16 protein-coding genes are annotated in these 14,996 nt (G+C 61.2%); 3 read left to right on the forward strand and 13 right to left on the reverse strand.

What is annotated here, in order from left to right:
• Positions 1-44 precede the first annotated feature (44 nt).
• Both ruvB and ruvA read right to left on the reverse strand, forming a co-directional pair.
• Positions 45-1,103, reverse strand: a complete 1,059-nt coding sequence (gene ruvB, locus PQR62_RS10290) for a Holliday junction branch migration DNA helicase RuvB (RefSeq protein WP_408157502.1) — start codon at positions 1,101-1,103, stop codon at positions 45-47.
• A 143-nt stretch (positions 1,104-1,246) separates the two neighbouring features.
• Positions 1,247-1,825 carry a Holliday junction branch migration protein RuvA gene (gene ruvA, locus PQR62_RS10295; protein WP_408157504.1) on the reverse strand — a complete coding sequence of 193 codons (579 nt, stop codon included), beginning with the start codon at positions 1,823-1,825 and terminating at the stop codon, positions 1,247-1,249.
• A gap of 182 nt (positions 1,826-2,007) precedes the next feature.
• On the opposite strand from ruvA, the gene PQR62_RS10300 reads away from it, so the two are divergent.
• On the forward strand, positions 2,008-2,955 hold the full coding sequence (locus tag PQR62_RS10300) for a DUF808 domain-containing protein (protein WP_408157506.1): 948 nt from the start codon (positions 2,008-2,010) through the stop codon (positions 2,953-2,955).
• Between the two features lie 71 nt (positions 2,956-3,026).
• Here PQR62_RS10300 and ruvC read toward each other — a convergent pair whose 3' ends face one another.
• The 10 genes from ruvC to tyrS all read right to left on the reverse strand — a co-directional run bounded on the left by ruvC (position 3,027) and on the right by tyrS (position 11,191).
• Positions 3,027-3,569 carry a crossover junction endodeoxyribonuclease RuvC gene (gene ruvC / locus PQR62_RS10305; protein ID WP_408157508.1) on the reverse strand — a complete coding sequence of 181 codons (543 nt, stop codon included), beginning with the start codon at positions 3,567-3,569 and terminating at the stop codon, positions 3,027-3,029.
• Between the two features lie 85 nt (positions 3,570-3,654).
• Positions 3,655-4,314 carry a glutathione transferase gene (gene yfcF / locus PQR62_RS10310; RefSeq protein ID WP_408157510.1) on the reverse strand — a complete coding sequence of 220 codons (660 nt, stop codon included), beginning with the start codon at positions 4,312-4,314 and terminating at the stop codon, positions 3,655-3,657.
• 155 nt (positions 4,315-4,469) lie between these two features.
• Positions 4,470-6,041: a bifunctional phosphoribosylaminoimidazolecarboxamide formyltransferase/IMP cyclohydrolase gene (gene purH, locus PQR62_RS10315; protein ID WP_408157511.1), complete on the reverse strand. Its 1,572-nt coding sequence runs from the start codon at positions 6,039-6,041 to the stop codon at positions 4,470-4,472.
• Positions 6,042-6,141: 100 nt separating this feature from the next.
• Complete coding sequence (locus PQR62_RS10320; RefSeq protein WP_408157513.1) at positions 6,142-6,375, reverse strand: Fis family transcriptional regulator; 234 nt, start codon at positions 6,373-6,375, stop codon at positions 6,142-6,144.
• 187 nt (positions 6,376-6,562) lie between these two features.
• Positions 6,563-7,579: a tRNA dihydrouridine synthase DusB gene (gene dusB / locus PQR62_RS10325; protein WP_408157515.1), complete on the reverse strand. Its 1,017-nt coding sequence runs from the start codon at positions 7,577-7,579 to the stop codon at positions 6,563-6,565.
• Positions 7,580-7,612: 33 nt separating this feature from the next.
• Positions 7,613-7,804: a hypothetical protein gene (locus PQR62_RS10330; protein ID WP_408157516.1), complete on the reverse strand. Its 192-nt coding sequence runs from the start codon at positions 7,802-7,804 to the stop codon at positions 7,613-7,615.
• Positions 7,805-7,928: 124 nt separating this feature from the next.
• Complete coding sequence (locus PQR62_RS10335) at positions 7,929-8,573, reverse strand: histidine phosphatase family protein (RefSeq protein WP_408157517.1); 645 nt, start codon at positions 8,571-8,573, stop codon at positions 7,929-7,931.
• Positions 8,574-8,613: 40 nt separating this feature from the next.
• Positions 8,614-9,255, reverse strand: a complete 642-nt coding sequence (locus tag PQR62_RS10340; protein WP_408157519.1) for a YbhB/YbcL family Raf kinase inhibitor-like protein — start codon at positions 9,253-9,255, stop codon at positions 8,614-8,616.
• Between the two features lie 183 nt (positions 9,256-9,438).
• Complete coding sequence (dtd, locus tag PQR62_RS10345; protein WP_408157521.1) at positions 9,439-9,915, reverse strand: D-aminoacyl-tRNA deacylase; 477 nt, start codon at positions 9,913-9,915, stop codon at positions 9,439-9,441.
• A gap of 7 nt (positions 9,916-9,922) precedes the next feature.
• Positions 9,923-11,191, reverse strand: coding sequence for a tyrosine--tRNA ligase (gene tyrS, locus PQR62_RS10350; RefSeq protein WP_408157523.1), 1,269 nt, complete (start codon positions 11,189-11,191; stop codon positions 9,923-9,925).
• 271 nt (positions 11,192-11,462) lie between these two features.
• On the opposite strand from tyrS, the gene PQR62_RS10355 reads away from it, so the two are divergent.
• Together PQR62_RS10355 and PQR62_RS10360 are read left to right on the forward strand one after the other, a co-directional pair.
• On the forward strand, positions 11,463-12,863 hold the full coding sequence (locus tag PQR62_RS10355; RefSeq protein ID WP_408157525.1) for a peptidoglycan DD-metalloendopeptidase family protein: 1,401 nt from the start codon (positions 11,463-11,465) through the stop codon (positions 12,861-12,863).
• Positions 12,864-13,054: 191 nt separating this feature from the next.
• Positions 13,055-14,215: an anhydro-N-acetylmuramic acid kinase gene (locus PQR62_RS10360; RefSeq protein WP_408157527.1), complete on the forward strand. Its 1,161-nt coding sequence runs from the start codon at positions 13,055-13,057 to the stop codon at positions 14,213-14,215.
• Positions 14,216-14,288: 73 nt separating this feature from the next.
• On the opposite strand, the gene PQR62_RS10365 is transcribed toward PQR62_RS10360, so the two are convergent.
• Positions 14,289-14,747: a glycine zipper 2TM domain-containing protein gene (locus PQR62_RS10365; protein WP_408157529.1), complete on the reverse strand. Its 459-nt coding sequence runs from the start codon at positions 14,745-14,747 to the stop codon at positions 14,289-14,291.
• Between the last annotated feature and the right edge of the window lie 249 nt (positions 14,748-14,996).

Raw genomic sequence — 14,996 nt, forward strand, 5'->3', positions numbered from 1 at the left:
TGAAATTGGCCGACGCAGCCCCCCAGATGATTCGGGACGGCAGTTCAGGCGCCGTTCCACAGATCGCCATTGGGCCCCGTGCGCGGCGCGGTGACGCCGAAGTGTTGATACGCCGCCGGCGTGGCAATGCGGCCGCGCGGTGTGCGCTGGAGATAGCCTTGCTGGATCAGATAAGGCTCCAGCACGTCTTCGATGGTGTCGCGCTCTTCGCCGATGGCGGCGGCCAGATTGTCGAGTCCGACCGGGCCGCCGTTGAACTTGAACAGCACGGCTTCCAGCAGCTTGCGATCCATCACATCGAAACCGACCGGATCGACATCCAGCATGATCAGCGCGGCATCGGCCATCTCGCGCGTGATCCGGCCCTGGCCCTTGACCTCGGCATAGTCGCGCACGCGACGCAGCAGGCGGTTGGCAATACGCGGCGTACCGCGGCTGCGCTTGGCGATTTCCAGTGCGCCTTCTTCGACGATGGGCGCATTCAGCAAGCCGGCGCTGCGCGTGACGATGCGCGCCAGTTCCGGCGGCGTGTAGAACTCCAGCCGCGCCACGATGCCAAAGCGGTCGCGCAGCGGATTGGTGAGCATGCCGGCGCGCGTGGTGGCGCCGACCAGCGTGAACGGCTGCAGATCGAGACGCACGGAACGCGCCGCCGGGCCTTCGCCGATCATGATGTCGATCTGATAATCCTCCAGCGCCGGATAGAGAATTTCTTCCACCACCGGCGACAGGCGATGAATCTCGTCGATGAACAGGACGTCATTCGCTTCGAGATTGGTCAGCAGCGCGGCCAGATCGCCGGCGCGTTCCAGTACCGGGCCGGAAGTCTGGCGCAGATTGACGCCCATTTCGCGCGCGATGATGTGCGCCATGGTGGTCTTGCCCAGGCCCGGCGGACCGAACAGCAGCGTGTGATCCAGTGCCTCCTTGCGCGCGCGCGCGGCGGAGATGAAGATCTCCAGCTGGCCGCGCACTTTTTCCTGCCCCACGTATTCATCGAGCTGCTTGGGGCGCAGCGCGCGCTCGATCGCCTCTTCATTCGGCGAAGCGGGCGTAGCGGCAATGATGCGCTGTTCGGAAAAATCGTCGGTCTGGATACTCATGATGTCTTGATCCCTGAGGAAACTGGCAAGTGCGGCAGGCGCGCTTCAATGCAAATGGCGAACGGCAGATGAAGGACGCGCTGAAAAAGAACGGAGCAGATGAAGCGGCTCAATGAGCCATGCCTCATGGCCGGCTCTCAAGCTCAGCCTTTGGACAAGGCCTTCAAGGCATGCTTGATGCCATCCGATACGCTGGCATCCTTGGGTACCTGCTTCATCGCCAGCACGGCTTCCTTCTCTGAGTAGCCCAGCGCCAGCAAGGCGTTCAGGATATCCGAAGCGGCATCAGAGTGGACCGCGCCGCCGGCCGCGCCCAGATCGGCGCCCAGCTTGCCCTTGAGTTCCAGCAGCAAGCGTTCGGCGGTCTTCTTGCCGATACCCGGCACGCGCGTCAGGCGGCCGGCTTCCTGCAGCGTGACCGCCTGCGCCAGATCTGCCACCGACATGCCGGACAGGATCGCCAGCGCGGTGCGTGCGCCGACGCCGGAAATCTTGATCAATTCCTTGAACGTATTGCGCTCTTCGGCACTCCCAAAGCCGAACAATACGTGCGCGTCTTCGCGAATCGCCAGATGCGTCAGCAGCACCACTTTCTCGCCGAGGCCCGGCAGATTGTAGAAAGTGCTCATCGGCACGCCGACTTCATAACCGACGCCGTTGCAGTCGACCAGCAGGTTCGGAGGATTTTTTTCGAGCAGGATTCCGGAGAGGCGACCGATCATGATGTACTTGGCTTTGCGTTTGCAAGGGCTTCAAAGATAATGGCGGAATGATACAGCACTGTTCGGATGAACAGTATTACTCCGGCGCCGCCAATCTGTTTTGCCAGCGACAAAAGATGGCAAAAGCTGCCGGCGCAATCAAATGCGTCGGCAGCAACTCAACAAAACCAACAAGGATAAACATGGCGGGTAGCAGCTTTTTTGCATTGATCGACGACATTGCCAGCATTCTGGATGACGTGTCCCTGATGACCAAGGTCGCGGCCAAGAAGACCGCCGGCGTGCTGGGCGACGATCTGGCGCTGAACGCGCAGCAGGTCACCGGCGTCAAGGCCGATCGCGAGCTGCCGGTGGTGTGGGCGGTCGCCAAGGGCTCGCTGAAGAACAAGGCGATTCTGGTGCCGGCGGCCCTGGCCATCAGCGCCTTCGCGCCCTGGGCGGTCACACCGCTGCTGATGCTGGGCGGCGCCTTTCTGTGCTTCGAAGGCTTCGAGAAGCTGGCGCATAAATTCCTGCATGGCAAGGAGGATGGGCAACCGGATGAAACCCCTGCCGCTGGCGTCGAACGCAGCGACAGCGAGCGCCAGACCTATGAGCAGGACAAGATCAAAGGCGCAATCCGCACCGACTTCATTCTGTCGGCGGAGATCATCGCCATCACGCTGGGTACCGTCGCCGGCGCACCTTTGCAGCAACAGATCACGGTGCTGGTCGGCATTGCGCTGATCATGACGGCCGGCGTCTATGGCATCGTGGCCGGCATCGTCAAACTGGATGACGGCGGCCTGTATCTGCTGCGCACCGCAACCGCCAGCGGCTTCGGTCAGATCAAAAAGAAAGTCGGCCGCGCGATTCTGGTGGCGGCGCCTTACATGATGAAGAGCCTGTCGGTGATCGGCACGATCGCCATGTTCATGGTCGGCGGCGGGATTCTGACGCATGGCATTGCAGCCGCGCATCACTGGATCGAAGGCGCAGCAGCGGCGCTGGGAACGACACCGGCAGTGGGCGGCTTGCTGGCGGTCATTGCGCCCTCCGTGCTCAACGCCATTTTCGGCGTGATCGCCGGCGGCGTGGTACTGCTGCTGGTGGAGGCAGTGAAACGCGCGATTGCGCTGCTCAAAAAATAAACCGGCTTAGGAGTAAAGGAGGCTTCAGCAGACTGCAGCGACTGTGACCAAGGCGTCGCCGAGTTTTGCAGCTAGCCGACCAGTCGTCCGCCGCGCACGCGCAAGCCCTTCTTCGCCAGCGCCGGCGCCAGTGCGCCCAGGGCGCTCAAGGCATCGCCGCTGTGTGCATGGCAGATCGCCACACCGAGTGCATCGGCGGCATCGGTGCCGGGCAAACCCGGCAATTTCAGCAAACGCTGCACCATGTCCTGCACCTGCTGTTTCTGTGCGCGGCCATGCCCGGCCACCGCCTGCTTGATCTGCAGCGCGGTGTACTCCGCCACCATCAGGTCGGCCTGCACCAGCGCGCAAATCGCTGCACCGCGCGCCTGCCCCAGCAATAGCGTGGATTGCGGATTGACGTTGACGAACACCTTTTCAATCGCCGCACAGTCGGGCGTGTAGGTTTTGATCACCTCGGAAACGCTGGCCAGGATGACCTTGAGCCGTTGCGGCAGATCGGCATCCGGAGTCTTGATGGTGCCGGATGCGATGTAGCTGAGCTTGCTACCCTGCTTGTCGATGATGCCGAAGCCGGTGGTGCGCAGGCCGGGGTCAATGCCGAGAATTTTCATGGAAGGCAGTCTATACGATAGGGCTCATTCCGGTATCGGAAAAAAACCGGACGAATTTTCAGACAGCGCCCTATCAGCGACGCCATCAGGAGACCGACATGCGCCCAGACTGGGCCTGCTGCAGCCATTGCTGCACCGATGGACGTTGCCATTGCAGCTGCGCATAGCGCAGCATGGTTTCCGGCAGCGCATCGCCATGCAGGGCCAGCCGGTTGATCATCAGAGCCAGATCGGTATCGGCGATGCACCACTCGCCGAACAGGTTGTCGCCATTCCGCACATTCCCCAGCAAGCCGTCGCAGGCCGACACCAGTTTCTCCACGGCCGCTTGCGCCGCGTCGGAAAGCGGCGCAAAACCTTCCTGATAAAAGACCACTTCAGTCGGCCGCTCCTGACGGATCGGCATCAGATCGCTGCGTAACCAGGCTTGAATTTCACGCGCCTTGGCCTTTTGGGCGGGTGCGGCCGGATACACCGCACGATGGCCCGGGGCTGGAAAAAGCTCTTCCAGATATTCAGAAATCGCGGACGATTCGGACAAGAAAAACTCGCCATCGGCCAATGTCGGCACGCGCCGCGTGAGCGATACGCCGCGATATTCCTGCTGCTGATTCTGGCGCGTCGCCAGATCGATCGCCATCGTATCGAAAGACAGTCCTTTTTCCGTCAGCGCCACGAAGGCGGACATGGCGTAGGGACTGATGAACTGGGCATCAATGTAGAGCTTGAAACGCGGGTTGTTCACAGCACGCTCCCTGAATGTTGCCGGGCATGGCCCGGCCAAAGCAGACATCATAAACCGGCGGCACAAAAAAATTGCGCGGATGACGCAAAGCGTCAGCGCGCAACTTCAGAGGCAATCCGGACTTGCCGGGCAGACGCCCGGCAATGATCATGCGATCAGTGACGGAAATGACGCGTGCCGGTCAGCAGCATCACCACATCACGCTCATTGGCGGCATCGATCACCTCCTGATCGCGCATCGAACCGCCCGGATGGATCACGCAAGTCGCGCCTGCATCGACCACCACATCCAGACCGTCGCGGAACGGGAAGAAGGCATCCGACGCCACAGCCGAACCGGCCAGCGTCAGGCCGGCGTTCTGCGCCTTGATCGAAGCGATGCGCGCGGAGTCGATGCGGCTCATCTGGCCGGCGCCGACGCCCAGCGTCATGCCGTTGCCGCAGAACACGATCGCGTTGGACTTGACGAACTTGGCGACGCGCCAGGCGAACATCAGATCCTGCAATTGTTGCTGAGTCGGCTGCTTCTTGCTGACCACCTTGACGTCTTCCAGCAGCACGTTCTTGGCATCCGGCGACTGCACCAGCAGACCGCCGCCGACGCGCTTGAAGTCATAGGCGTTGAGGCCATTGCCGAGAGGGATTTCGAGCAGACGCACGTTTTGCTTGGCGGCGAAAATCTTTTTGGCTTCGGCGCTGAACGATGGTGCGATCAGCACTTCGACGAATTGCTTGGCGACCGCTTCAGCGGCGGCGCCGTCCAGTTCGCGGTTGAAGGCGATGATGCCGCCGAAGGCCGAAGTCGGATCGGTTTGCAGGGCCTTGCTGTAGGACTCCAGCGGATTGGCGCCAACCGCCACGCCGCATGGATTGGCATGCTTGATGATGACGCAGGCGGCGGTGTCGGCGGCGTCGAAAGTCTTGACGCATTCCCACGCTGCATCGGCATCGGCGATGTTGTTGAACGACAGTTCCTTGCCTTGCAGCTGGGTGTAGTTGGCCAGCGCGCCGTCGCTCTTCTTGACGTCGCGGTAGAAAGCGGCCGACTGATGCGGGTTTTCGCCGTAACGCATGTCCTGCACTTTTTCGAAATGCAGGTTCAGCGTTTCCGGATAGGCGCTGCGCGTGGCGTGTTGCTTGTCTTCGCCCAGCGAGGTGAAATAGTTGGTGATGGCGCCGTCGTATTGTGCGGTGTGCGCGAATACTTTCTTGGCCAGCGCAAAGCGTTTCTCATACGGCAGATCGCCATTGGCCTGCAGTTCGGCCAGCACGCCGACGTAGTCGCTCGGGTCGCAGATGACCACCACATCCTTGTGGTTCTTGGCCGAGGAACGCAGCATGGCCGGGCCGCCGATGTCGATGTTTTCGATGGCGTCTTCCAGTGCGCATTCATCCTTGGCGACGGTCTGCTGGAACGGGTAGAGATTCACCACCACCATGTCGATGGTCGGAATGCCATGCGCTTCCAGCGCGGCGACGTGCTCAGGAAAATCGCGGCGCGCCAGAATCCCGCCGTGCACTTTCGGATGCAGCGTCTTGACGCGGCCGTCCAGCATTTCCGGGAAGCCGGTGTAGTCCGCCACTTCCGTTACCTTGACACCGTTGTCGGCCAGCAGCTTGGCGGTGCCGCCGGTGGACAAAATGTTGACGCCCATGGCCGAAAGCGCGCGCGCGAAGTCGAGCACGCCGGCCTTGTCGGAAACGGAGATGAGTGCTTGTTTGATCATGGTAGACAGGACTGTGAGAAATGCATGGAAATGAAAGGATGGATTCCGGTACGGCTACAGATAAGGCCAGCGCCGACGCCGGACTATAAAGCAGACTGGGCTAGAGCAGCCCGTGCTGCTGCAATTTCTTGCGCAGCGTATTGCGGTTGATGCCGAGGATTTCGGCGGCCTGGGACTGATTGCCTTCGGCGCGCGCCATCACGGTCTCGAAGATCGGTTTTTCAACCGTGGCGAGCACCATGTCGTAGACATTCGTTGGCAGTTGTTCGCCCAGATCCCGGAAATATTTTTCCAGGCTTTTCTTGACGACATCCTCAATACTTTCTTTACTCATTACTTGATGTTTCTTTTTTTATCGGACACTGTCGCGGTCTTCCGCATCGCCCATGGCGCGCCGTATCGTGTACATCATGTACGTCATGCGCTGCTGTGCCTGCGGGAAGTGTGTTGCGACAGTCTCTGTCTGTTGATCAATTGCGGCCGATCGGCCGCGTCAAACTGCTTTACTGCACCGCGCCGGACTAGGCGGCAAGCGGCTGATCGGCAAACCCGTATTGTAACCGCTCACCATAGGCCAACTGCGATTCGAAGAAGGCCTGCACCGCCTGCAACTGCAGCCGGCAATCTTCCAGCCGGTTCATGCGCTGGCGGAACTCCTCGCCGCCGGGCAGATCGCGCACATACCAGCCGATGTGTTTGCGCGCCGTGCGCACCCCCAGATAATCGCCATAAAACGCGTAGTGCGCCTGCAGGTGTTCATCCATCAATTGCGCAACTTCACTCACCAGCGGCGCCGGCAGATAAGTGCCGGTGCGCAGGAAGTGATCGATCTCGCGGAAGATCCACGGGCGGCCTTGCGCAGCGCGGCCTATCATCACCGCATCGGCGCCGGTCTGCTGCAAGACCTCGCGCGCCTTCAGCGGCGTGGTGATGTCGCCGTTGGCCACCACCGGGATCCGCACCGCCGCCTTGACTGCTGCGATGGTCTGGTACTCGGCGTCGCCGCTGTAGCCGTCGGCGCGTGTGCGGCCGTGCAGCGTCAGCATGGCGATGCCGCTCTGCTCGGCCAGCGCGGCGATCGCCAGCGCGTTCTTGTTGGCGCGATTCCAGCCGGTGCGAAACTTCAATGTCACCGGCACATCGACCGCGCCCACCACCGCTTCCAGAATGCGGCCGACCAGCGCCTCATCCTGCAGCAGCGCCGAACCGCACCAGCTGTTGCAGACCTTCTTCACCGGACAACCCATGTTGATGTCGATGATCTGCGCACCGCGATCCACGTTGTACTTCGCGCAATCGGCCAGCATGGCGGGATCGGCCCCGGCGATCTGCACCGCCTTGGGCTCCATCTCGCCATCGTGGTTGATGCGGCGCGAAGTCTTTTCGCTCTGCCACAGACGCGGATCCGATGCCGCCATTTCTGACACGGCGTAACCTGCGCCCAGCTGCTTGCACAACTGGCGGAAAGGACGATCGGTCACGCCAGCCATAGGCGCGACAAACACGTTATTTCGCAGGGAATACGGGCCTATGTTCACGGATCGAATGTGGGGAAATGCAGAGGAAGGGCGCTATTTTAGCGCGATTGCGAGCCCTGCCCAACAAGATTTGAGCTTGGTTACAAAGCGTTGCCGACAAATAAACGCAGTTGCCGTATCGACAAGCAGAAGGTCTCCGGCATGCGCGATTGCTGCCGCAAGCTTTCGCGCAAAAACATGAAACGCGAGCCGGATGAAAGTATCAGCATCCGCATCGGTCGCCATTCACTGTATCCGGAATGCTTCGGGAACACTCTTGGCAACTCTGAAATACGAGGAAAATCTTGCCTTCCGGAAAAGGAAACGGCGCCCGCAGGCGCCGCCTTCAAATGCGAACGAGCACAAACTATCAGCGATCAACCTCGTCCAGCGTCTCGCGCGAGAGATGGCCGATCTCGCCCCAGGAGCGCAGATGCGCGCGCTCGCCGTCCCAGTGCAGGCGATTGATGCTGGCGTTGTAGATATCAAACGTGCGCGGCTGGGCAAAGTGGGTCTGACTGGACCAGTGGTGCATGCATTCCAGCACCCCGCCATGGGTGACGATGGCGATGCGCTGATAGTTGCCGCTGGTCACCAGCCGCTGCACTGCATCGACCGAGCGCTGATAAAACTCGCGCATGGTTTCCGCAATACGTTCGCCGGCCGGATAACGGGCATCCGGCTCGCGCGCCTTCCAGACCCGGTAAGCCTCGGGGTAACGCGCTTCGATATCCACATGGCGCAGGCCTTCGAATGCGCCATAGCAACGTTCACGCAAGCCCAGGTCGGTCTGCACCTGCAGGCCGGCCACTTCGGCCACCCCCAGCGCAGTGTCGCGCGCGCGCTGCAGGTCGCTGGCGAAGATCGCATCCAGCGGCTCCTGCGCCAGCGCTGCGCTCAGCGCCTGCACCTGGCGTACACCTGCGGCGTTGAGGGGAATGTCGATATGGCCTTGCAGCCGCTTGTCCACATTCCAGTCGGTTTCGCCGTGGCGAATCAGCAAGATTTCAGTCATTCACTCGTCCGTGTGTGTCGCAGTTTTGGTGGTGAAGCACTCAGATCTTGACCGCCGGATTGAGCGTGTACAAACCGCTGATGCTGGCCTGAGCGAGCACGTGATCGCGCAAGGCGGTGACCACCACCGAGCCTTCCAGCTTGCCGCTGACCGGCAGTTGCTCGATATCCAGCGCATACAGCGTGAAGATGTAGCGGTGCACGATCGCATCGTTCCACGGCGGACATGGGCCGTCGTAGCCGAAGTAATCGCCGCTCATGTCGCCGTCGCCGGCAAACCAGCCGGTGTAATCATTGAGGCCCTGGCGTGCACCGGGCAATACATTGCCGGCAATCACCGGACCGGCCTTGCCGCGCGCCTTGACGCCGTCGCTGAACTGGCCCTCGGCAATCGCTGCGGTGGCGGCCGGAATGTCGACCAGCGTCCAGTGGTAGAAGTCCACGCGCGGCAGATCGGCCGGGACGGTCTTGCCTTCCTGATTCACATCGTCGCCGCGTGAAGGCACGTCGGGATCGTGGCAGACCAGCGCCAGCGATTTGGTGCCGGCCGGCAGCTCGCTCCAGGCCAGATGCGGATTACGGTTGGCCGACAGCGCCACATGGGTTTTGGGGTCGATCACGGCAAAGGCAAACTGGCCCGGTATCGCTGCGCCGTCCTTGAAAGATTCGCTCCAGAGTTTCATCGGTCCTCCTGCAAAATGTTGCCCGGCCGGCGAGTTTGCCGGCCACGGCCATGCCATAAAAACAATAATCTCAACAATATCGGACTGATGCCGCTTGCATGCAGATCGGCGCTATCTGCGGATTTTCAATGCTGCGATGCCGCCGCCGACATCGCGCTAGGCGATGAGCCTGCGCTGTGCCGCTCAATGCTTGCCGACAGCACCAGCAGCAGCCGGTTTGACCTGCAACCACAAGGTCACCGGCCCGTCATTGATCAGCGAGACCTTCATGTCGGCGCCGAAGCGGCCGGTTTCGACCGGCGCCTGCACATGCCGCACGCGCGCACGCGCCACGAAATGATCGAACAGTTGACGCCCCAGCTCGGGCGCCGCCGCCGGTGTGAACGAGGGCCGCGTACCGGAGTTGGTGTCGGCCGCCAGCGTGAACTGCGGCACCAGCAGCAGACCGCCGCCGACATCGGTGACGCTGCGATTCATCTTGCCGGCCTCATCAGAAAATACACGATACGCCAGCAGTTTGCCGAGCAGGGCGTCCGCCTCGGCCACGGTGTCGCCGCGCTCGGCGCACACCAGCACCATCAGGCCGCCGGCTATGGCGCCGATCTGCACGCCTTCCACTACGACCGCAGCCTGCGTGACTCGTTGCAACAAAGCGATCATGTCGCGATCAGGACAATGTCACGCGCGCAAACTTGCGCTTGCCGACCTGGATCACGAACTGGCCGGCCTCAAGCTTCAGCCCCTTGTCGCTGATCACTGCGCCGTCGATACGCACGCCGCCCTGCTCCACCATGCGCAGCGCTTCCGAGGTGGACGCGCACAGATTGGTTTGCTTGAGCAACTGGCCGATGCCCAGCGGCGCACCGCTCAGGCTGACTTCCGGCACATCGTCCGGAATGCCGCCCTTGGAGCGGTTGACGAAATCGGCCAGCGCATCTTCGGCCGCCTGTTGCGAATGGAAACGCGCCACGATTTCTTGCGCCAGTGCAACCTTGATGTCGCGCGGATTCTTGCCGCCTTCGACCTCGACCTTGAAGCCGGCGATGTCGGTCATCGAACGGAACGACAGCAGCTCGTAGTAACGCCACATCATGACGTCGGAAATGCTCATCACCTTGGCGAACATGGTGTTGGCCGGTTCGGTGATGCCGATGTAATTGTTCTTCGACTTCGACATCTTCTCGACGCCGTCCAGACCTTCCAGCAGCGGCATGGTCAGAATGCACTGCGGCTCCTGGCCGTAATCCTTTTGCAATTCGCGGCCGACCAGCAGATTGAATTTCTGATCGGTGCCGCCCAGCTCCAGATCCGACTTCAAGGCCACCGAGTCGTAACCCTGCATCAGCGGATAGAGGAATTCATGCACCGAAATCGGCGTGCCTTCCTTGAAGCGCTTGGTGAAATCGTCGCGTTCCATCATGCGCGCCACGGTGTAGCGCGACGCCAGCTGAATCATGCCGCGGCTGCCCAGCGGATCGCACCATTCGGAGTTGTAACGGATCTCGGTGCGTTCCGGGTCCAGCACCAGACTGGCCTGGGCGAAATAGGTCTTGGCATTGAGTTCGATCTGCTCGCGCGTGAGCGGCGGGCGCGTGGCGTTGCGGCCGGACGGATCGCCGATCATCGAGGTGAAATCGCCGATCAGGAAGATCACGTTGTGCCCCAGATTCTGCAACTGACGCATCTTGTTGAGCACCACCGTGTGGCCCAGGTGCAGGTCGGGCGCGGTCGGGTCGAGGCCGAGCTTGATGCGTAGCGGCTGCCCGCTTTTTTCGGAGCGCGCCAGCTTTTGTGCGAACTCGCTTTCGATCAGCAATTCGTCGACGCCGCGCTTGGCGACGGCCAGCGCCTCTTGCACTTTATCGGACAGCGGCAAGGCTGTGGATGAGTTTACCTTGGAGCTGCTTTGTTGGGATGTGGGCTGGTCTGAGTTCATCGATATAACTAAAAAATTGACTTTTGTAGGACAGTGCCTGAAATCGAGTTGCTATAATTCCGACTTTCGTTTTTCTGCTGAGCATCTGTATAAAGCCTCAAGAGCACAGTCAGCGGAGAATTTGCATTCATCATCTGTTCGGGATCTTTCGCAGGCGCAACGTTGGCGGGGGACCATAACGCAGCGTTTCATTTCATTGCCTGGCTCAATTACATAGCGGCAATGACGCAGCGGGATCCGGGGCAGAAAACGTCAGATTTTAACGTATTGCATGTTCCCACAAGATAAATTCACACGCATCACGTCCCGATGCCGCTCTGCCCTCCATTCCTGCCATCTGCGATTCACAGGTTTGTCCCGCAAGACTCAGATCGTCTCCGCTGTGGCGCTGTTTCTCGGCGCCTTCACTTTGGGCGCCGCCGGTTTCGCGCCGGCCGAACCTGACATGAGCGATGCGCCGGTCAATCCGGTATCGATCACGCTGGCCTTGCCAAACCTGCAACAGCAGGTCGGCGAGCTGGAGCAAAATTCCCAGTACTACGTTAACGAAGAGAAGGTGCGTTCCGGCGACACGCTGGCGACGCTGCTCAATCGTCTCGGCGTGGATGATGCCGAAGCGACCGACTTCATCAAATCGGACACGCTGGCGCGTTCGGTCATGCAGTTGCGCGCCGGCAAGCGCGTGGTGGCGCAGACTGACGACGAAGGCGAACTGATCCGTCTGAGCGCCACGCTGGAAGACGGCCGCGACCAACCGCTGCGCAATCTGGTGATCAGCCGCGAAGGCAATGGTTTCAAGGCAGAAGCGCAACCGGCCACGCTGGAGCGCCGCGTTGAAATGCGTTCCGGCCTGATCTACTCCTCGCTGTTCGCCGCGACCGATGCGGCGCAGATTCCCGACGCCATTTCGATGCAGATGGTCGACATGTTCTCGACCAACATCAACTTTGCCGCCGACCTGCGCCGCGGCGACCGTTTCAATGTCGTGTATGAAACATTCTGGCAAAACGGCGAACTGTTGCGCACCGGCCGCGTGCTGGCAGGCGAATTCAACAATGCCGGCAATCGCTATCAGGCGGTCTGGTTCGATGAGCCGGGCAGCAAGGTCGGCGGCGGGTACTACGCCTTCGACGGCAAGTCGCTGAAGAAAGCCTTCCTCAAATCGCCGCTGGCCTTCACGCGGATTTCCTCCGGCTTCTCGATGCGCCTGCATCCGATTCTGGGCAAGTGGAAGCAGCACACCGGCGTCGACTTCGCCGCGCCGACCGGCACGCCGATTCACGCTTCGGCCGATGGCCAGGTTGAATTCGTCGGCCAGCAGAACGGTTACGGCAACATCGTCGTGATCAAGCACTGGAGCGGTTATTCCACCGCCTACGGTCACATGAGCCGCTTTGCTGCGGGCCTGAAAAAGGGCATGAAGATCAGCCAGAACGACGTCATCGGCTATGTCGGCATGACCGGCTGGGCCACCGGCCCGCACCTGCATTACGAATTCCGCGTCAACAATGTGCCGCGCAATCCGCTGTCGGTGGATGTGCCGAACAATATGGCGCTGACCGCACCGCAGATGCAACGCTTCCGCGCCGTGGCGAGCGCCATGGATCATCGCCTGGAACTGCTGCGCGCGCCGGCGGCGATCAATGACGGCGTGAAACTGGCCTCCAAGTAATGCCGAAGTAATACCATCCTGAGCCGGTTCACCCGAGTGAACCAGACTCACAGAAAAGGCAGTCGCTGTAGAATTGGCGACTGCCTTTTTTCATGGGCGCACGCCGTTGAAATCAAGCCATAGAGAGCCGCATTTCCACGCATCTGCACTTCGCCCCATCAAGCTTTGCATCGAAACATCAGGAACATCACATGGCCACTGCTCCCTCTTCCACCGACACTTCGTCGCCCTCGCTGTATATCGGTCTGATGTCGGGCACCAGCCTGGACGGTGTTGACGGCGCGCTGGCCGCTTTCGGCGTCGATGGCGGCATGGCGACGCTGGCGACCGCCTACGTCCCTTTTCCCGATGAGTTGCGCGCCAGTCTGATGGCCCTGCAGGCCGGCGGCGAAAATGAAATCGAACGCGAGGCGCTGGCCGCCAATGCGCTGGCGGTGCGCTACGCGCAATGCGTGACAGCGTTGCTGGAGCAAGCCGGGCTGGGCCCGGAGCAAGTGCACATGGTCGGCGTGCATGGCCAGACCATACGCCATCGTCCGGAACTGGGCTTCACGCGCCAGACCAATAACCCGGCCTTGCTGGCCGAATTGAGCGGCATCGACGTGGTGGCCGACTTCCGCAGTCGCGACGTCGCTGCCGGCGGTCAGGGCGCGCCGCTGGTGCCGGCCTTTCACCGTGCGGTGTTCGGCGATGAATGGCAATCGCGAGTGGTGGTCAACATCGGCGGCATTTCCAACATCAGCATTCTCCCGGCCGGCAGCGGGCAAGCGACCAGCGGCTTCGATACAGGCCCGGGCAACGTCCTGATGGATGCGTGGATCAATCGCCATCAAGGCAAGCACTACGATGCCGACGGCGCCTGGGGCGCAGCGGGCCAGGTGCATGCCGGCCTGCTGGCGCAATTGAGCACTGAAGAATTCTTTCGCCTGCCGCCGCCCAAAAGCTCGGGACGCGATCTGTTCCATCTCGGCTGGTTGCAACAGGCACTGTCAAGAATCGGCGCCGATATCGCGCCGCAAGATGTACAGGCCACATTGACGGCACTGACCGCGAGCAGCATCGCCGATGCCATTGCCGCTCATGCGCCGGGCACGGATACTGTCTATGTCTGCGGCGGCGGTGCGGATAACGGCTATCTGATGCGTCTGTTGCAGGAGCGTCTGGCCATGCGCTCCGCTGAAAAACACATCGCCGTGAAATCGACCGCAGCACTGGGCATCGCGCCCAACCACGTCGAGGCGCTGGCCTTTGCCTGGCTGGCCTGGCGTTTCGATCAACGCCTGCCCGGCAACCTGCCGGCGGTGACCGGCGCACGCGGCTTGCGGATACTGGGCGCCCTTTATCCGGCCTGATGCAGCGCCCGGAATATCGAGAGCATAAAAAAGCCCCGGCATGCCGAGGCTTTTCTTTTGCAGCACGCGCGCGTCAATCACGCGCAATGCGGCCATTGTCGATGCGCACCCGATCGCCCACGCGCAAATCAGTCCCGTTTTCCTGAGCGAAACTCTGCATCGAACCATCGCTCATGCGCACGCGCACGCTGGTCACCTCGGTGCCAGCCGAATTGTTGCGCTGTATCTGGTTGCCCGCATAGGCGCCGCCGGCCGCGCCGGCAACTGTCGCAACCGTACGTCCGGTGCCGCCGCCGACGGCATTGCCGACCAGCGCGCCTGCGACGCCACCGATCACTGTGCCAGCCACGCCGTTGCTTTCCTTGCGCGTCACTTCCACCGCTTCCACCACGCCGGTAGCGGAATACGATGAGGATTGATAGCTCGGCGATTGCGAGACATTGCTTTGCGGGCTGGCGCAACCGATCAGGATGCCGGCGAAGCTGAGGCTCACCACCGCGAGCGATACATAATGATGGCGGATATGACGCATGACTTTCTCCTGTTTGCTGTCTGACACCACCGAGACGCTGCTGCAGTGCCGCCCTGCTTGCTTTAGCGGTACGTGTGCCGACTGCTCGGTGGATCTTGATCAATTTTCCGCATCGCTGATTCGAACGGTGCATGCATTTTGCTTTGCAAACGGCTGCCGCCAGAATCGGAAAAGAACGTGAATCGGCGTCAGACAAGCGACCACGTCGCCATTCCGCGACAGCTGAGGGATGAGAGATTTATCCGACCC

It is taken from the genome of Herbaspirillum lusitanum (assembly GCF_046025995.1).
GTDB classification, from domain to species: Bacteria; Pseudomonadota; Gammaproteobacteria; order Burkholderiales; family Burkholderiaceae_D; genus Herbaspirillum; species Herbaspirillum lusitanum_A.